Raw genomic sequence first — 17,981 nt, 5'->3', positions numbered from 1 at the left:
TTGCAGGGCTGTGACCTTTGGTTTCTTGCTGGTTTCGGCATCAGAACCGATCTTCACGCAGCGCCCGGAAGAGCGCACCCGCGGCCGGTCCGTGCGGCACCGTCACCGATCTGAGCCGGTGCCCGGGCCGCCCGCGGACCCCGTCCACGAGGGGGGAGAGCGGGTCGAGCGGGTACAGCTCGACGAGCGGATAGAGCTCGGGGATCGAGTCCAGTCCGGCGTCGGCGGTGACGGTCGCGGTCGCGAAGGTCCGCAACTGACCCCCGGTTCCCCTGCCGCCCTTGAGGTCGATCACCACGTGGTGATCGACCCGGATGCCGGTGAGCGCCTCGAAGGCGCGGATCGTGCACCCCGTACAGCCGGGGGTGCGCGCCATCAGGTCGCCGGGCAGGGTGACGGCGGCCGCCGTCCGCCGGGCGTCGGCGGACACATGGAGCAGGGTCACCGACGCCGACCGTTCGCCCATCACCAGGACGTTGCGCGCCTTGGGAACGAGCACCGGGGGACGTTCCTCCGGGTGCTCCGCGAGCACCCGGGCGGCGACCTCGTCGGTGCGGATGTTGCCGTTGAGCCTGCGGTAGGCCATCCAGCCGAGCGCCGCCGACACCCCCAGCAGCAGGGCCATCCCCAGGCCCAGGACCCGCAGCATCCTGCGGGTCCGCGGCGTCGTCACGGCACACTTCATGCCGTACTGCATTGCCGTATTGCTGAGCTTTCGTGCGCCTATAGTCGTATTTCCCACGAACGGATGCGGGCCCGTCGAACCGGACTCGTCGTTCGATCGGTCACACAGCGACACAGATCACCGGCTGGGCGGCTGTATGAGGCCGGGTATCCCGGGTAATCTCAGCGGGAGACCGGATAAGTTACCGCTTAGTAATCCCCGCTCGCGCAGGCCCGAGGAGCCCTCCATGCAACTCGCCGCGATCATTGTGTCGCTGGTCCTCACCGCGGTCGGCGTTGCGCTCATCAGCCGCGCCGTCGCGCAGATCTACCGGTTCATCAAGCTCGGCCAGCCCACCCCTGAGGGCTCCCGCACGGGCAACCCGGTGCAGCGCTCCAAGACCCTGGGCGTGGAGTTCGTCGGCCACACCCGTATGAACAAGTGGGGCGTCGTCGGCGTCGCGCACTGGTTCGTGGCCGTCGGCTTCCTGACCCTCGGGCTGACGATCCTCACCGCGTACGGCCAGCTCTTCAAGGCCGACTGGACGCTGCCGGTGCTGGGCGGCTTCCTGCCGTACGAGATGTACACCGAGTTCATCGCGCTCGCGACGACCGTCGGCATCCTGGTCCTGATGGCGATCCGGCTGCTGAACCTGCCCTCGCGGGCCGGCCGCAAGTCGCGCTTCGCCGGCTCGACGTCCTGGCAGGCGTACTTCGTCGAGTACGTCATCCTCGTCATCGGCCTCGCGATCCTGACGCTGCGCGGACTGGAGGGCGCGCTGCACGGCGTGGACCACTACGAGGCCGCGTACTTCGCCTCGTACCCGATCGTCGCGGCCTTCAAGGGGCTCAGCACCGGGGCGCTGCAGAACGCGGTCTACCTCACGGCGATGATCAAGCTCGGCGTGACGATGACCTGGGCGATCACCGTCGGCCTCAACACCGACATGAGCGTCGCCTGGCACCGCTTCCTGGCCTTCCCCAACATCTGGTTCAAGCGCGAGGAGTCCGGCGCGGTCGCGCTCGGCGCGCTGCAGCCGATGGCCTCGGGCGGCGTGCCGATCAACTTCGAGGACCCGGGCGAGGACGACCAGTTCGGCGTCTCCCAGATCGAGCACTTCTCCTGGAAGGGCCTGCTCGACTTCTCCACCTGCACCGAGTGCGGCCGCTGCCAGTCGCAGTGCCCCGCCTGGAACACCGGCAAGCCGCTCTCCCCCAAGCTCCTGATCATGTCGCTGCGCGACCACGCGCACGCCAAGGCGCCGTACCTGCTCGCGGGTGGCGGCAAGGACGCCGAGGGCAACGAGAAGGCCACGCCCGAGCAGCTGGCGAACGTACCCGCCGCCGCCCTGGCCGAGGCCGAGCGTCCGCTCATCGGCACCGCCGAGGAGAACGGCGTCATCGACCCGGACGTCCTGTGGTCCTGCACCACCTGCGGCGCCTGCGTCGAGCAGTGCCCGGTCGACATCGAGCACATCGACCACATCGTCGACATGCGGCGCTACCAGGTGATGATCGAGTCCGCGTTCCCGAGCGAGGCCGGGACGATGCTCAAGAACCTGGAGAAGAAGGGCAACCCCTGGGGCCTGGCGAAGAAGCAGCGCCTGGCCTGGGTCAAGGAGGTCGACTTCGAGGTCCCGGTCGTGGGCCAGGACATCGAGGACCTCTCGGAGACCGAGTACCTGTACTGGGTCGGCTGCGCGGGCTCCCTGGAGGACCGCGCGAAGAAGACCACCAAGGCCTTCGCCGAGCTCCTGCACATCGCCGGGGTCTCCTTCGCCATCATGGGCGGTGAGGAGAACTGCACGGGCGACTCCGCCCGCCGCCTGGGCAACGAGTTCCTCTTCCAGCAGCTCGGCCAGCAGAACGTCGAGATGCTGAACATGGCCTTCGGTGAGGACGCCGAAGAGGGCATCGTCGTCGAGAAGACCAAGAAGAAGATCGTCGCGACCTGCCCGCACTGCTTCAACACCATCGCGAACGAGTACCCGCAGCTCGGCGGCGAGTACGAGGTCATCCACCACACGCAGCTGCTGCAGCACCTGGTGGACGAGGGCAAGCTCGTCCCGGTCACCCCGGTCGAGGGCCTGATCACGTACCACGACCCCTGCTACCTGGGCCGGCACAACAAGGTCTACACACCGCCGCGCGACATCATCAAGGCGGTGCCCGGTCTCCGCAACGAGGAGATGCACCGGCACAAGGAGCGCGGCTTCTGCTGCGGCGCCGGCGGCGCGCGCATGTGGATGGAGGAGCGCATCGGCAAGCGCATCAACAACGAGCGCGTGGACGAGGCGCTGTCCCTCAACCCGGACATCGTCTCCACCGCCTGCCCGTTCTGCCTGGTGATGCTCTCCGACTCGATCAACGGCAAGAAGAACGACGGCAAGGCGAAGGAGAACCTGCAGGTCGTGGACGTCTCGCAGCTGCTGCTGCAGTCGGTCAAGACGCCTGTGGAGCCTGATGTCGAGGGCCCGGACGACGAGGGCTCGGTGGAGGAGCCCGCGGAGGCGGCCAGCAACTCCTGACGTGACACGCAGCGGGGACGGCATGCCTTGAGGGGCGTGCCGTCCCCGCTCTGTTTCCCGTTCCCGTGCCCTAGCTGATGCCGAGCGCCTTGAGCGCTGTGGCGAACGCGGTGGCGTCGTAGACGGCCTTCTCCGGCGTGACCTTCTTGCCGTTCACCAGGACCGTCGGGGTGCCCTGGGAGCCGGAGGCCTCGAAGGCCTTCTCGGACGTCGCCACCCAGTCCTTGTGGGTCTGGTCCTTGACCGCCTTCTGGAAGGCCGTGGTATTCAGGCCCTTCACGGTGTCGGCGATCTTCAGCAGGACGGCGTCGGTGAAGCCGTCGGCGGGCTCCTCGGGCTGGTTCTCGAAGACCGCGGAGTGGAACTCGGGGAACTTCCCCGCGTCGACGGCCGCGCGCATCGCGTTGGCCGCCTTCTTCGAGCTGCTGCCGCCGAAGTTCGCGTCGAGGAAGGACGCGATCGTGTACTCGACCTTGACCTTGCCGTCCTTCACCAGCTTCGCGAGCGCCGAGCCGCCGCCCTGCTCGAAGTGCATGCAGTACGGGCAGCGCGGGTCCTCGTAGACCTTCACCGTGTTGGGCGCCTTCGGGTCGCCGACGACGATCGCCGTACCGTCCGCGGCCATCCGGGCGGGGAGTTGCGAGAGCGTGGCCGGGTCGACGGCGCCCTTGGCACCGCCGTCGTCGTTGGCTCCGGCCTGCGCCCCGGACTTCGCCCCGGACTTCGCGGATGCGGCGGAATCGGAGCCGGGTCCCTTCGCCGACCCGGATCCCGACCCTGATGACCCGCAGCCGGCCGCCGTCATCGCGAGCACCGCGGCGGCGACGGCCGCGATTCCCGCGGTTCCCGCGGTTCTGACGTTACGGGCGGTACGTACGGCCATGGAACGGCTCCTTCTGATGTGACTGCTGCGTCCCGGAAGTCCCGAGATGTCCTACCGTCTAACGAAGCTAAGTTCCCACCAGCCCCACCAGCCCCGACATAAGTCACATGAATCAGGGCCAAAGGTCCCCCAAAGCCCCTGTCGTGACGTGTCACAGGTTGGCAGCAAAGCCCCCCTGAGAACCGGCCTCCCGGCCCGGCGCCCAGCGGGAACCGGTACGTTCGATGACGTGGCTGGATTCAGGAATCGACGCGGACGGGACCACGGCGGGCAGCAGGCGCCCCAGCACGGTGGGCCTCAGAACTACGGACAACCGCAGGGTTATCCGCAGGGCTACGGAGGCGGGCACGCCGGCGCCCCGTCGGGCGAGCCCGAATACTTCGGCGAGCCCGCTCCGGGCCAGGCACCGGCACCGGCACCGGCACCGGCGTACAACGACAACCCGGGCCACACCCGCGCCTTCACCCTCCCCGGCTCCCCCGACCAGTTCGCGCCGTACGCCGGCCCGGACCAGGGCGGCCCCGGCAACGACAACATCGCCACGTACCGCGCGGGTCAGACCACCGCACCGCCCTCCGGGCCCCGGCTGCGCTGGAAGCAGCTGATCAGCGGTATCGCGCTGCGCCCCGGCCACACCTTCTGGCAGATGCGGGACTACGCGGTCTGGGGCCCGGCCCTGACCGTCACGTTCCTCTACGGCCTGCTGGCGGTCTTCGGCTTCGACGCGGCCCGCGAGGACGTCCTCAACGCGACCGTGTCGTCCAGCGCCCCGTGGGTGATCAGCACCGCGGTCGCCGTCACGCTCAGCGGCCTGATGCTGGGCACCGTGACGCACGCGCTGGCCCGCCAGCTCGGCGGCGACGGCTCCTGGGCCCCCACCATCGGCCTGGCGATGCTCGTCACCTCGCTCACCGACGCGCCCCGCCTGCTCTTCGCGATGTTCCTCGGCAGCGCCAACGGACTCGTCCAGATCCTCGGCTGGGTCACCTGGCTGGCCTGCGCGGCCCTGCTCACCTCCATGGTGAGCAAGTCCCACGACCTGCCCTGGCCCAAGGCACTCGGCGCGGCCTCGATCCAACTGATCGCGCTGCTGGTCCTCTTCAAGCTCCCGGTGATCTAGCAGTAAGGGGCGGCTCCCCTGGGAGCCGCCCCTTACGTGCATCACATCGGCCAGGCCTCAGGCGTCCCGAACCTGCCCCGCCCGCTTCACCACGGGCTCATCGACGGACCAGGGAAAGTTGATCCAGTCGTCGGTGCGCTTCCACACGTACTCGCACTTCACGAGCGACTGCGTCTTCTCGTAGATCACCGCGCTGCGGACCTCGGCGACATGCCCGACGCAGAAGTCGTGCACCAGCTTCAGCGTCTTGCCGGTGTCGGCGACGTCGTCGGCGATCAGCACGCGCTTGTTGCCGAAGTCGATGGCGTCGGGCACCGGGGCGAGCATCACCGGCATCTCCAGCGTGGTGCCCACACCGGTGTAGAACTCGACGTTCACCAGGTGGATGTTCTTGCAGTCCAGCGCGTAGGCCAGACCGCCCGCCACGAAGACCCCGCCGCGCGCGATCGACAGCACGACGTCGGGCTCGTAGCCGTCGTCCGCGATCGTCTGCGCCAGCTGGCGCACGGCATGCCCGAAGCCCTCGTACGTCAGGTTCTCCCGCACGGCCGCCATGTCAGACCTGCGTCCGGTGGAAGTTCATGAACGACCGCGAGGCCGTCGGCCCCCGCTGCCCCTGGTAGCGCGATCCGTACCGCTCCGAGCCGTACGGGTGCTCGGCCGGTGAGGTCAGCCGGAAGAGGCACAGCTGACCGATCTTCATCCCCGGCCACAGCTTGATCGGCAGCGTCGCCAGATTCGACAGCTCCAGCGTCACGTGCCCGGAGAACCCGGGGTCGATGAAGCCGGCCGTCGAGTGCGTGACCAGCCCCAGCCGGCCCAGCGAGCTCTTCCCCTCCAGCCGCGACGCGAGGTCGTCGGGGAGCGAGATGACCTCGTAGGTCGACGCGAGCACGAACTCACCCGGATGCAGGATGAACGGCTCGTCGCCCTCCGGCTCGACCAGCCGGGTCAGATCGCTCTGCTCCACCGCCGGGTCGATATGCGGGTACCGGTGGTTCTCGAACACGCGGAAGAGCCGGTCCAGCCGCACATCGATACTCGACGGCTGCACCATCGACTCGTCGAAGGGGTCGACCCGCACCCGTCCGCTGTCGATCTCGGCCCTGATGTCCTTGTCTGAGAGAAGCACGTCCCGAAGGTTACGCGGACGACGCGGCCCCGGCCCAATCCTGACCGGAGCCGCGCGGCATCACTTGCGCTACTTTCCGTTCTCCACCGGCACCGCATGCCGCAACCGCGCACAGCGCGGACACCTCAACAACCGCCCGGGACCCAGCCGGCCGACACCCAGATTCTGCATCGGGAACGACGCGGTGCTGAACACGTGCCCCTCGGCACAACGAACGACGGTGCGATCCATCGCTTCCCTTCCCCAACTTCCGTGGACGACAAAAGCCACATTAGGGGATGAGCCGGGCCATCTTCCACGCGCCGCTCCGACGCCCACGCTACGCCCCAACCCCCGCCCCCCGGCCCCCCACCCCGCCCCACGACAACACGAAGGCCCCGGACGAAAACACGCCCAGGGCCGACCATGCGGTACAGTGTGCGACGGTGCTACGCCCCAAACCGGCGTGCCGCGCGAGTGTAGTTTAATGGTAGAACATGAGCTTCCCAAGCTCAGAGCGCGGGTTCGATTCCCGTCACTCGCTCCACACAAAGCCCCAGGCCAACGGCCCGGGGCTTCTTTGTTGTCATCGGGCGCGGCTACGGAATCAGAACGCATAGCCCCGAGCCACCCAGTAACGCCAGTCTGCGACCCCTTGCCGCGTCAGGCCCTCGGCGTCCACGGGCTCCAGTTGGGAGAGCGGGATGCCGAGATCGTGGCCTTGCCATTGGACCCGCACGAAGATCTCACGCTCACACTCCTCCTCCGGCGCCATGCCCATCACCTCAACCTCCTCGTCGACACGCGTTGGCGAAATGATCCGCTTCGTCGTGCAGCGGGCAATGAAGGGGAAAGCAAGAGCCTCTTCCAGGTAGTAGTACCACCCCATGGCCTGCTCCTCAGGGCCATAGGCATCAACGATGACCTCATTCACGATGCGTTGCTCGCGTTCATCATCACGGGGCTGACCCGGCATTCACTGTCTCCGTCCTCTTCAGCTCGACACGCGATGACGTGACAGCATCCGGGTCTCCGGGCCTCGGGCAGAAGGGTTTCCCGCACGCTGCCGGTGTCACCGTGCGCGGGGGCAGGCCCAGCTCTGTGATCATCCGCATCAGATGGCGCATACTGCAGTATGCTTCCCCTATGTCTGCCACCACGCGCATCACGGTCACCCTGCCCACCGAGCAGGTGGCTGAACTCAGAAAGCTGACCGACAACGTCTCCGGCTACGTGGCCGAGGCAGTGGCTCGCCAGATCAGACATGAACTGCTCGGCCATGACCTGCGACGCCATCAAGAGGAACACGGCGCCTTCACAGACGAAGAGCTGGCCGAGGCTCGCGCCAAAATCCTCGGCTCAGACGCGTCCGCCAACCGCACGGACGCCGCGTGAGCACGCACTTCGAGACCGTTGTCCTGGACTCGGAAGGACTGTCAGCGTGGATCGCGCAGGATCGGAAGGTCCTCGCAATGCTGCAGGTGTTTCACGAGATGGGAGCCGACCTGGTCGTCGGCGCCAACACCATCGTGGAAGTCAGCCACTCCCGGGTGAACCTCCCACGTCTGAACTGGGCCCTGTCCCGGGTCAAGGTCGAGCCGGTCACCGAGCAGGCGGCCAAAGCGTCGGCAGAACTGCTCAAAGGAGCGGGATTGCACGGTCACAAGTACGCGATCGACGCCACCGTGGCGGAGGCTGCTCTGCGTCAGCCAAGTCCAGTAGCGGTGCTGACTTCCGACATCGACGACATGACGAAGTTCTGCGGCGGCAGTGTGCGACTCATCCGCCTCTGACACACCCACCGGCTCAGCCGAAGCGACTGCCGCGTATCCGGGGGCATGCCCTATCCGTGCCCCAACGGGCGGTACAACGGGGTCAGCGGCGGGCATAGATATCGACCCACAGCAGTGCTCAGAGGTGGCGTTTTTGCAGGTCAGTAGCCCTGTCGAGCTACCAAGATCCTTTGATTCCCAAGCTCAGAGCGCGGGTTCGATTCCCGTCACTCGCTCCATTCAAAGCCCCAGGCCGGCGGCCCGGGGCTTCTCTATTGTCTAGACCTCTTCACCCCACCTGATGTCGATCTTCCGGCACGAAATGCGTTCTGGCGCCAGGTGTGGGTTGACCGCGTTGACCTGCAAGGTTCTCGGGGATCGGAGTTCGTGAACTCGCTGCTCGGCCTGTTGCTCACGAACGAGGTTCAGCCGACCCGGCAGGTCAGGTCCTTGCCCGGGAGCCTGCCCGTGGCCAGGTAGGCCATGGCACTCGTGTCCGCGCAGGGATTGCTGCCGTTGACGATGTGCCCCTCCCCGCCGGCGACGGTGACCATCCGGGAGCCGTGCAGTGCCCGGTGCATCGCCCGGCCTCCGGCCAGGGGCGTCAGGGGGTCCCACTCGCTCTGCACGATGAGCGCGGGGACCTTGTTGTTCACCGTCGTTCTGGGCTCGCTGCCCGGCTTCCAGAAGGCACACGGCTTGATGTTGGCGTCGAAATCGCCGGACAGCGGATACCGGGTCCTGTCGCGGATCGCGTCGTGGCGGTATTGCTGCGGATCGCTCGGCCATGACGCCCGGGTGTCGGCGCACAGCACGGCCCAGGCGCTCGCGTCATCGTTGTCCGGGGGAACGTCGCGAGTGGACACCGGAGGGACGGGGCCCGGTGCCTGCCCGGAGGTCCTGGGCTTCTTGCCGTCGGCCGTCTCCTTCAGTCCGGCGACCCAGGCGGCGGCCTGCTGGACGCGGGCGAACACGGCGCGCTGAGCGCGGATGCCGTCACCGGTCAACAGCGCCCCGCGATCCTCGATGGGGGTGCGGTCGGCCCTGTCGACGAGGTCCCAGAAGGTCTTGCGGACCTCGGCCGGTGTGCGGCCCAGGCCGTACGCCGTGTGCCGCCGGGCCGTCCACCGGGTCCACCGTGTGAACGCGGGCTCGGCCCTCTCGGCCATCGCGGTGAACATGCCGCGCCCGTAGCCCGCGGGGTCGGCCGCGCTGTCCAGCACGAACCGGTCGGTCCGCCGGGGGACCAACTGCGTGTAGACGGCGCCGAGATAGGTGCCGTAGGACATCCCCAGGTACGAGATCTTCTTCTCGCCCAGCGCGGCACGGATCGCGTCCATGTCGCGCGCGGTGTTGCGGGTGGTGAGGTGGCGCAGTGTGCCGCCCGCCGCAGCCTGGCACTTGGCGGCTACGGTACGGGCCCGCTCCACATCCCTCGCGAAGGTCCTGGCCTTGTACGGGCGTTCGGTGTCCCGGTCGTCGACGGTCAGCCCGCAGCTGACGGGAGAGCTGTGCCCGACACCCCTGGGGTCGAACCCGATGAGGTCGTACTGCCTCCTCACCTTCCGCGAGAGGCGCAGTGCCGGGTCCACGGGCATGCCCAGGCCGGGTCCGCCAGGTCCGCCGGGGTTGAGGAGCAGAACTCCGCGCCGCTCCTTCCCGCTGCCCGCCTTGATCCGGGATATCGCGATGTCGAGCGTCCTGCCGCCGGGATCGCTGTAATCCAGTGGCACTTGGAGAGTCGCGCACTGAAAGGAGGCGGGGCTGCCCGCATCGCACCACTGCCATCGGGGCTTGTGCTGCGCTGCGGTGGGCTCGGATGCGCTGAAGGCCGTTTCGGGAATCGACACCGAAAGAAGAGCCGCCGCGGCACCGGAAGCCAGCACAGACGCTATTCGTGAGTTCCGCATCAGGATCAGTTCCCCGTGAGTTGCTGGCTGACGCACTGCTTGTACTGCTGGAAACTGCCGGGCTGGTAGCACTCCTGCGTCTCGTTCGCGTACCAGACCATGAAGAAAGCAACCAGGACGGCTACCACGATCGCGACGGCCGACGCCACCACGCCGGTGATGGCCTTGCCCCGGCCGCTCCGTGTCGGCCCGCTTCTCACCAGGGCGACGATGCCGAGGACCAGGCCGACAACACCGAGCAGGCCGCCGAAGATGAAGACCGAGGTGCCCAGGCCGGTGACGCCCAACACCATGGCGGCTCCGGCCGGCCGGTTCTTGGGGCCCTGAGGGTGGGGGCGGTATGGGACCGTCCCGCCGGTCCTGGCCGGTGCCGTGTCGTACGGCGACATCTGGGTCCCTTGTGTGTTCATCAGCCATCCTCCGGTCGAGTGCTCAGGGGGCCGATTCTGGTTTCGGGAGACGTGACCGCACATCGCGTAAAGGCGGGAGGATTTCCTCCCCCGATCGGGGGAGGGCCCGGGCCCTCCGGCCGGTCATACTGGTCGGATCATGATCTGGGGAATCCGGCCGCTGCTGCGCGGCTCCACGTATACGGGTATGTTCCTCGCCTATTGCGGTGCCCTGGCGAGCATTCCGCTGCTGCCTTTCGCCATGCTGCCGACCCTGGTGTGGCCGTCCGCTCCCTATGGCGTGAAAGCCGTTCTGACTCTCCTGGTCTGGGCGGCGCTGATCGGTACGATCGGTCTGGCCCGCACCACGCGGCGGGCGCTGATCGCGTTCGTCCGCAGGCTGCTGGGGGTGCCGTTGCCGGATCCTGCGGCATCGGGCGGCGACCGCTGGCGGACTCCGCTGTGGCTGCTGCTGCACGTGACGCTGGGGTGGACGGGGGCACTGGTCAGTGGGGTGCTGCTGATCATGGGGGTGAGCCTTCCGTTCGGCTGGCTCCGTGGTGAGGCGGAGCTGAGTCTGTTCGGCTGGTCACTGCGTGCGGAGGGCGGCCGGCAGAACTGGACGCGGGGGCTGTGCTGCCTGCTGCTGGCCGCGGTGGTGTGCGTGGTGGTGACAGGAGCCCTGCGCCGGCTGGCGCCCAGGCTGCTGGGGCCCTCGGCGGCCGAGCGGCTCGCGCTGGCAGCCGAGCGGGAACAAGCGCTGGCCGAACGCAACCGGCTGGCTCACGAGTTGCACGACTCGATCGGTCACACACTGACGGCGACCACAATCCAGGCGGCGGTGGCGAGCCAGGTGCTCGCCACCGACCCGGCGACGGCGCGAGCCGCGCTGCGCAGCATCGAGGAGTCGTCCCGGGCCGCGCTGGAGGACCTGGACTACGTACTGGGTGTGCTGCGCGATCAGCGGGCGGAGACGGCACCGACCCGCACCCTGGCCAACCTGCCCGAGCTGGTCGACCGGCTGCGGCACGCGGGCGCGACGGTGGAGCCGGAACTGTCGGGCGACTGGGCGCAGGTGCAGGGGACGCTCTCCCGAGCGGCGTACCGGATCCTGCAGGAGGGCCTGACGAACGCGCTGCGGCACGGAGCGGGCGGTCCGATCGAGCTCCGCGTGGCGGCCACCCCGGACAGTCTTGAGCTGGGCGTGGTCAACAGGACCGGGCCGGGGACGGGCGCGGGCCCCTTCCCGACGTCCGGGCACGGCATGCCCGGTCTCGCCGAACGCGTGCGGCTGCTGCACGGCGAGATCGAGGCGGGCCCGCAGGGGACACGGCACTGGCGCCTGGTGGTCCGCCTGCCGATACCGGCATCGGCATGACCGGCCCCGACACGAGCACGGCCGCTGGTCCCGCCGACAACCCCATCACCCTCCTGATCGCGGACGACGACGAAGTGACCCGCAGCGGTCTGCGCATGCTGCTCGCGGCGCAACCGGGAATCGCGGTGGTCGGAGAAGCCGCCGACGGCATCGACGCGGTCGAACAGGCACGGCGACTGCGTCCGGACGTGGTCCTGATGGACGTACGCATGCCGCGCTGCAACGGCATCGAGGCCACCCGGCAACTCCTCGCCGACCCGGCCACCGCACCGCCGAAGGTCGTGGTGATCACCACCTTCGAGAACGACGACTACGTCACCGCGGCACTCAGCGCGGGCGCCGCCGGGTTCGTGCTCAAGCGACTCCCGGTCCGCCAGATCGCGGAGACGGTACGGGTGGTGGCGTCGGGAGAAGCGATCCTCTTCCCCTCAGCACTGCGCCGCATGGTCACCGCCCGCCCCCTGGACTCCGCCGAGGCGCTACCGAAAGCGGCACTGACGGACCGGGAGGAAGAAGTGCTGCGGAGCATGGCCACGGGCCTGTCCAATCCGGAGATCGCGAGGGCGCTCACGGTGAGCCTGGAGACGGTGAAGACCCACGTGGGAAACGTGCTGACCAAGCTCGGCGCACAGAACAGGACACACGCGGTGGTCATCGCCTACGAGTCCGGCCTGGTAGTCCCCGGCCTCACCGACTGACAGCTCGCGGGCCACAGCTCCGCACTACCGATTTTCACTTCGCGACAGCTACGTGAGCGGAGGGGCCGACCCGGAGGCAGCTGCCAGAAGTCCGTCATCCGCTTCCACCAGAGTCGGCGCACACCATCTGACAGCGCGGCTGCCTCCAGCGGCACCACGGACCGGTAGCCGCACACGAAGGCCGCCACCCGAGCGAGGTCGAACACTCCATCCACGCCGAACTGCACCTGGGCGGTCCGAACGCCCTCTTCGGCGTACGGACGGACGCCGACGCGGTCCCAGTCGAGGACGGCGGCCAACTCCCCTTCCTTCCACAGCAGGTTCCGGTACTGGACATCACCGTGTGTCCACCCGTGCCGGCCCACAGGGACCGCGTCCTGAGGCCGACGATCGGCATGCTTGCCGATCAGCACCCGCCGCTGCTCCAGGGCGGCCGAGGCCGCCGCGCCGAACGCGCTGCCAGTGCCTTTGTTCTCTACCGCTGCGGACAGCCGCTCCGACTTCTCCACCGCCTGCTCCGGCGTCGTCACGTCGGCGGTCAGCATGTCGGGCACAGCAGGCCGTCACGACGACCAGCGTGGCAGGGCCGAACCATGCCACGAAGGAAAAGGCCCATTCCCGAGCGCCCTTGCTCCCACAACCTGGCTGTCCCGTCACACGGCGTGCACAGGCCACGGAGCAGATCCGACAGGCCGCCTCGGCCACCGCGTGCCCCAGCCGTGCCCTCCTGAGCGGAAAACCCCGGTCAACAACGGTGCAACCCGGACCGCCCCAGGAGCCATCCGAGCCCCCGTTTTCGCAGGTCAGACAACACATCAGCCCCGCAGCACTCGTTGATTCCCAAGCTCAGAGCGCGGGTTCGATTCCCGTCACTCGCTCCATTCAAAGCCCCAGGCCTCACGGCCCGGGGCTTCTTTGTTGTCCAGACCACTTTGGGCCTGTTGTGCCCTCCGCGTGCCTCAACTCCGGGAAACGAGCGAATCGGCTGCTGCGGAGCATCCCGCATGGCTGGCGTGAGGTCTCAGGACTGATCCCACGCCCTCCGGACTGTCAGCCACCCCGCGTAAAGTGCTTGTTGAGCATCCAGTGCAGACCGAGCGAGGCAGCGTGGCCGAGTTTTCGAAGCACCCCTTGGTGGTCGATGGCAAGATCACCTCTCTGCCCTTCCATGAACTGACTTCGTGGAGTCAGTTCGAGAAGCTTGTGTGCGAATTCGTCCAAGTGCACGAACGGTTGTCGCCCTGCCACCGATACGGATCGCCTGGTCAAGCGCAGGGCGGTATCGACATCGCAGGGCTGTCGGAGGGCGGCCAATGGTCCGCATTCCAGGTCAAACACGTAGCCCAGTTCACTGAGGCGGATACAAAGAAGGCCCTGGATCTCTTCCTCAGCGGACCGCGGCCCTATGCAGCAACACGGCTCGTCATCGTCACGTCATGCAAGACAACCCGGGCTCAGGTGCGTGATCTGGTTCATCATTACCAAGCCCAACATCCAGATCTGTTGCTCGAGTTCTGGGACGGCGAGCACTTGACATCCCATTTGCGTATCCAGCCACGGATCGTCGCCCGGTACTTCGGGGATCATGTAGCACGACGCTTCTGCGACGCGGATTCCCTGGAGGCGTTCTCCAGAGCTGGGCGCAGGGGCGAGGTTGGCTGTCTTGTGCGCGACGCTGACCCGATCGGTCTGGAGGTTCACGAGGCTATCTCGGTCGATGAGGTCACAGACCCTGATCAGCCTGCTCTGCCTACATACTTTCGAAGGTCGTTCGACGACGAACTCGACGCTCTCGTCAACATGGCTCTCGCCGGGAACAGTGGCATGAAAGTCCTTCTCGCGGATTCCTCCACGGGAAAGACTCGTGCTGCCTGGGAAGCGATTCAGCGCCTCGGCAAGGAGTGGCGGCTGTGGCATCCGGCCGACCAGGAGGACCTACTCGCCTCGCTGGGGGCGGTGAGACCGCGCACGGTCGTGTGGCTCAACGAGATCAATCGCTATCTGCTCTGCGACGGCTCGGACAGAAATGAACACGTGGCTGCTCGACTCACGGAGCTGCTGCGCGATCCCCACCGGGCCCCCGTCCTGGTGCTGGGGACAACCTGGCATGTCCACTGGGCCACCATGACCACCGCGCCGGCAGACGAGCGCGCGAAGACTCGAGCCCTGTTGTTCAGGTGCGCCCTCCCAGTTCCGGAGAGGTTCAGCAACGACGAGGTGGCCGCTCTCCTCGACATGGATCGGCCCACCGATCGGAGAATGCTGAAGGCTGCTCGCGAGGCCGAGGGCGGCCACGTCATCCAGTACCTGGCAGGTGGGCCAGCGCAATTGGAACGGTACGCGAACGGATCCCCGACCTCACAGGCAATCCTGCATGCCGCCATGGACGCCCGGCGGCTTGGTCACGGCATGGATCTGCCTCCCGGTTTCCTCCGGTCTGCGGCTACTAGCTACCTGACCACGCTCCAGCGGGATCTGGCGGAACATGACTGGTTTTCTCGCGCCCTGCAGTACTTGTCAACTCCGTGCCGGGGGGTTCGCGGGCCGCTGGCACCGGTCCGGGGCTTCTCCACGAACGGGGCAGAGAATCCCAGCAGCTACCGCCTAGCCGACTACGTCGAATTGCATGGTCGCCGGAACAGACAATTTCTCTGCCCTGAAAACGATTTCTGGGAGGCAGCGACAGAGCAAGCCGCCAGCGCGCGCGACAAAGTTGCCCTTTCCCGGGCTGCTCTTGAACGAGGCAGGGAGACCCACGCGGAAGCACTGGCGCTAGCGGCAGCGCAAGACGGGGACGGTGCCGCCCTGACCCATCTGGCTGGATGGATCCGCGAAAATCGCAAGGGCGAGGATCCACACGTCTACTACGAGTTGGCAGCCGAACTCGGAGACGTCACCGCGCAGATCGCACTCGCTTCCCGCGCGGAGGAAGAGGGCCAACTTGAGAAATCAGAGCACTGGTATCGCAAAGCTGTGGATCGGGACGGGCGCCGATGGGACGCCGTCGTAGGATTGGCCTCCGTCACATCTCAACTCGGGGATACCGCACGCGCTGTCGAATTGTACAACCAGGCACTTGACGGCGGATTTTTCGGCGCCCGGGCAGTTGAGTACCAGGCACGCTGGCTGGCCGATCAAGGCCAGCACGAACTTGCACTGATCCTGACAAAATATTCCTTCAACGCTGGAAACACTGAGGCATTTGCAGGCTTGGCCTGGACCTACATGTACAAAGATACTTCTCGAGCTATTCAAGTGTTCAGGTTCGCCATGGACGCAGGAGACATAAATGCACCGCGAGAACTCGCCTGGGTTTTGGAGAGAGAAGGAGACTGCGACGGAGCAGATCGTTTCTGTGAGATCGCCGTCCGCCTCGGTGAGACGAACACCCTTCGCGGCCTGGGAATGATCCGTCGCAGTAAAGGTAACTACCAGTCTGCTTCGGCTCTCTTCTGGAGAGCTTACAATCTGGGTCTGACGTACGTGCTGCTCGAGCTGGCTCGCCTACGAGAAGAAGAGGGCAACCTGAGACGAGCCGAGAAGCTCTACTGGCGTGCCATTGAGGAGGGACAGCCAAGCGCAGCCCACGACCTAGTACGGATCTTGGAGATCAGGGGAAAGGTGCGGCTGGCCGAGCAACTGGCAGCCGACTCGAAGGAACTCGTCGAACCCTTGGCGCGGGCTCGGGCAGCCCGAGGCGAATATGAATCTGCCGAACAGTTACTACTCAAAGCCATTGCGCAAGGACGCTCGAACCTGCTTCTGCCCTTGGCGCGAATCCGTGAACAGCGGGGCGACGTTGCAGGAGCCGAAATCATGTTGAGGCGTGCGCAAGACGCCGGAATTCCCGATGCCGCGCAGCGACTAGCGGAACTACAAGGCGACAAACAGGAGTAAAATCAGCAACCGCGTCTTCCAATATCTGTCAGCATGCGACAAGCTACCCATCCCCCATTCTGTGGTCGGCTGGGGGCCGTCGGCAATGGATTCCGAAACGGCGTATTCAGTCGGCTCGGTCGTCAACCTAGCATCCCGAGCCGGAGGGCGAGGGAGCAAGTCCACGCAGATTTCGACGACTCGCTGTGAAGCGCGCCCGCGTCCAAATCGACTTCCCTGAGTCCCAGCACCCCCACCTCGTCGATCGCCACTTCTTCGCCCAACTGGCCTCAACCCGGCAGCGTCTGCGGAAACTGCTCTGAGCCGCATCACCGCCTCGCAGGCGCACCTCACTGTCCTGACCTGCAATACGGATCTGCCCGAGTCGCGATGTCAGAGCCGTGGTGCAAGGTGACGGGTGGCGGCACCGTCTCGGTCCGCCTGGGCACATGAGGAACCCCGGAGAGAGTGGCATGCCGAAGATCCCAAGAGGGCGGCGCGTGGGCCAAGCCGCAGTAAACGCCGTACGCACACTGCTCGAGGAACACGATCACATCGTTCAAGAAATATCCGGACGGAACGACTTCGGCGAGGACTTCTACGTCACCTTCACCGATGGCGGGGACGTCACCAGCGACACGGTTAAGGTCCAAGTCAAAGGTGGGGACAGCTGGCGCCGTGGGAACGGCTACGCGGTGCCCGTCAACCTACACGGCGACACCTGGGCGGACGGCAACATCCCCGTCTACTGTGTGGTGTACGACCCAAATACGAAGGAGCTGTACTGGGCGAACGCCACCCAACAGCTCCGCCGCTTCGGCCCTCACGATCCGCCCCGCTACATCGGCGTCAGCCCCAACGCGGTGCTTGACGACGCCACCATGGACTCCTTCGTCTCTCAGGCGCGGCGCTATGTCGGACGCTATCGAGGCCGCCAGGCCGTCCTCACCCACCTCGGGGAAATGTCCGGGACGGAATTCGACCCGTCAGATCACGTTCTGCACTTCGTCAACGGCGATGACGAGGACCTCATCTTCTGGAAGTCCCCGGGGGCTGCGGTGGCAACACTGCTGCTCAGTACCCAGGGCTGGAATACGGCTTGGGTCACCCTGGAGTCGCTGATGCGCTCCACACCTCCTCTCCTACAGGACGGCGATACCACCAAACCCACCGACCCCGATCTGTGGACCGCCGAGGAACTTGAGCTGAGCCAGTCCGAGATCATGTGGGTGGCCGCATGCTTCATGTCCACCCGGCAGGCTGATGAAGGCCCCGAGAGCGACCTCATCGAACCCGACGAGTGCGAGGGGTGCCCCAGCTGCACGGGTGAGGATTTCGTAGAGCACGGCAGGATCGAAGCAGACGTCATTCATGCCTACGTACTGGCATGCATGCTCAACCGCATCGAAGCCGAGCCGGACCTCGTGCAGCGCTCGATTCTGGCCATGCGCAAGGACATCACGTTGCAACCAGCCGTCATCGCCGAGCTTGGTTCCTTGGAAACCGAGCCACGCTTCGTCCGCCAGGTACTACAGGGGCGGTTGGAGAGCTCGTAGGCGTCGTTGCGCGTAGTGGATCCGTTTGCTGATGGTTTGGTGGGTTCTGCGCCACATGGATTGGGCGAAGACGAGCGCGGAGGGGTGGCGCACATGC

General features: G+C 66.6%; 16 protein-coding genes and 1 tRNA gene. 9 read left to right on the top strand and 8 right to left on the bottom strand.

All coding sequences use genetic code 11. The features are described from left to right. Nucleotides 1-40: 40 nt before the first annotated feature. Nucleotides 41-673, bottom strand: coding sequence for a hypothetical protein (locus O3W51_RS22565; RefSeq protein WP_138358864.1), 633 nt, complete (start codon nucleotides 671-673; stop codon nucleotides 41-43). Between the two features lie 238 nt (nucleotides 674-911). Between O3W51_RS22565 and O3W51_RS22560 the strand changes: the two genes are divergently transcribed. Beyond that, the gene (locus O3W51_RS22560) at nucleotides 912-3,191 is read left to right on the top strand and encodes a (Fe-S)-binding protein (RefSeq protein WP_138358866.1); all 2,280 of its coding nucleotides are present in this window, start codon (nucleotides 912-914) and stop codon (nucleotides 3,189-3,191) included. A 70-nt stretch (nucleotides 3,192-3,261) separates the two neighbouring features. Here O3W51_RS22560 and O3W51_RS22555 read toward each other — a convergent pair whose 3' ends face one another. Continuing rightward, nucleotides 3,262-4,074 carry a DsbA family protein gene (locus O3W51_RS22555; RefSeq protein WP_198357292.1) on the bottom strand — a complete coding sequence of 271 codons (813 nt, stop codon included), beginning with the start codon at nucleotides 4,072-4,074 and terminating at the stop codon, nucleotides 3,262-3,264. Between the two features lie 148 nt (nucleotides 4,075-4,222). On the opposite strand from O3W51_RS22555, the gene O3W51_RS22550 reads away from it, so the two are divergent. Then, nucleotides 4,223-5,194 carry a Yip1 family protein gene (locus O3W51_RS22550; RefSeq protein ID WP_269287229.1) on the top strand — a complete coding sequence of 324 codons (972 nt, stop codon included), beginning with the start codon at nucleotides 4,223-4,225 and terminating at the stop codon, nucleotides 5,192-5,194. 57 nt (nucleotides 5,195-5,251) lie between these two features. Here the strand turns inward: O3W51_RS22550 and O3W51_RS22545 are convergent, their stop codons facing one another. Both O3W51_RS22545 and dcd read right to left on the bottom strand, forming a co-directional pair. After that, complete coding sequence (locus O3W51_RS22545; RefSeq protein WP_198357290.1) at nucleotides 5,252-5,749, bottom strand: phosphoribosyltransferase; 498 nt, start codon at nucleotides 5,747-5,749, stop codon at nucleotides 5,252-5,254. Between the two features lies 1 nt (nucleotide 5,750). Then, entirely contained in the window at nucleotides 5,751-6,326 is a 576-nt protein-coding gene (gene dcd / locus O3W51_RS22540) for a dCTP deaminase (RefSeq protein ID WP_138351324.1), read from the bottom strand. A 452-nt stretch (nucleotides 6,327-6,778) separates the two neighbouring features. On the opposite strand from dcd, the gene O3W51_RS22535 reads away from it, so the two are divergent. Continuing rightward, nucleotides 6,779-6,852: transfer RNA gene (locus tag O3W51_RS22535), tRNA-Gly, on the top strand. 60 nt (nucleotides 6,853-6,912) lie between these two features. On the opposite strand, the gene O3W51_RS22530 is transcribed toward O3W51_RS22535, so the two are convergent. Further along, nucleotides 6,913-7,281 carry a calcium-binding protein gene (locus tag O3W51_RS22530; RefSeq protein WP_138351323.1) on the bottom strand — a complete coding sequence of 123 codons (369 nt, stop codon included), beginning with the start codon at nucleotides 7,279-7,281 and terminating at the stop codon, nucleotides 6,913-6,915. Between the two features lie 170 nt (nucleotides 7,282-7,451). Between O3W51_RS22530 and O3W51_RS22525 the strand changes: the two genes are divergently transcribed. Continuing rightward, the gene (locus tag O3W51_RS22525; protein ID WP_138351322.1) at nucleotides 7,452-7,700 is read left to right on the top strand and encodes a type II toxin-antitoxin system CcdA family antitoxin; all 249 of its coding nucleotides are present in this window, start codon (nucleotides 7,452-7,454) and stop codon (nucleotides 7,698-7,700) included. Further along, a complete protein-coding gene (locus O3W51_RS22520; RefSeq protein WP_138351321.1) occupies nucleotides 7,697-8,098 on the top strand; it encodes a DNA-binding protein in 402 nt (133 codons plus the stop codon). Before O3W51_RS22525 ends, O3W51_RS22520 begins: the two co-directional genes overlap by 4 nt. A gap of 404 nt (nucleotides 8,099-8,502) precedes the next feature. Here O3W51_RS22520 and O3W51_RS22515 read toward each other — a convergent pair whose 3' ends face one another. Both O3W51_RS22515 and O3W51_RS22510 read right to left on the bottom strand, forming a co-directional pair. Continuing rightward, a complete protein-coding gene (locus tag O3W51_RS22515; protein ID WP_269287227.1) occupies nucleotides 8,503-9,987 on the bottom strand; it encodes an alpha/beta hydrolase in 1,485 nt (494 codons plus the stop codon). A 5-nt stretch (nucleotides 9,988-9,992) separates the two neighbouring features. Further along, nucleotides 9,993-10,397, bottom strand: coding sequence for a DUF4190 domain-containing protein (locus O3W51_RS22510; RefSeq protein WP_232484894.1), 405 nt, complete (start codon nucleotides 10,395-10,397; stop codon nucleotides 9,993-9,995). 139 nt (nucleotides 10,398-10,536) lie between these two features. On the opposite strand from O3W51_RS22510, the gene O3W51_RS22505 reads away from it, so the two are divergent. Both O3W51_RS22505 and O3W51_RS22500 read left to right on the top strand, forming a co-directional pair. Beyond that, nucleotides 10,537-11,754 carry a sensor histidine kinase gene (locus tag O3W51_RS22505; protein ID WP_138351319.1) on the top strand — a complete coding sequence of 406 codons (1,218 nt, stop codon included), beginning with the start codon at nucleotides 10,537-10,539 and terminating at the stop codon, nucleotides 11,752-11,754. Beyond that, nucleotides 11,751-12,452 carry a response regulator transcription factor gene (locus O3W51_RS22500; RefSeq protein WP_164294622.1) on the top strand — a complete coding sequence of 234 codons (702 nt, stop codon included), beginning with the start codon at nucleotides 11,751-11,753 and terminating at the stop codon, nucleotides 12,450-12,452. Before O3W51_RS22505 ends, O3W51_RS22500 begins: the two co-directional genes overlap by 4 nt. Here the strand turns inward: O3W51_RS22500 and O3W51_RS22495 are convergent. Beyond that, entirely contained in the window at nucleotides 12,413-12,997 is a 585-nt protein-coding gene (locus tag O3W51_RS22495; RefSeq protein ID WP_138351317.1) for a phosphotransferase, read from the bottom strand. The genes O3W51_RS22500 and O3W51_RS22495 overlap by 40 nt on opposite strands. A gap of 541 nt (nucleotides 12,998-13,538) precedes the next feature. Here O3W51_RS22495 and O3W51_RS22490 point away from each other — a divergent pair. Together O3W51_RS22490 and O3W51_RS22485 are read left to right on the top strand one after the other, a co-directional pair. Then, complete coding sequence (locus O3W51_RS22490; protein ID WP_244809312.1) at nucleotides 13,539-16,349, top strand: tetratricopeptide repeat protein; 2,811 nt, start codon at nucleotides 13,539-13,541, stop codon at nucleotides 16,347-16,349. A 452-nt stretch (nucleotides 16,350-16,801) separates the two neighbouring features. Next, the gene (locus O3W51_RS22485) at nucleotides 16,802-17,884 is read left to right on the top strand and encodes a DUF4365 domain-containing protein (protein ID WP_269287225.1); all 1,083 of its coding nucleotides are present in this window, start codon (nucleotides 16,802-16,804) and stop codon (nucleotides 17,882-17,884) included. Nucleotides 17,885-17,981: the final 97 nt, after the last annotated feature.

Source organism: Streptomyces sp. H39-C1, from assembly GCF_027158125.1.
GTDB lineage: Bacteria > Actinomycetota > Actinomycetes > Streptomycetales > Streptomycetaceae > Actinacidiphila > Actinacidiphila fildesensis.
The sequence above is the reverse complement of the archived record's forward strand: the minus strand, read 5'-3'. Positions and strand labels throughout refer to the sequence as shown.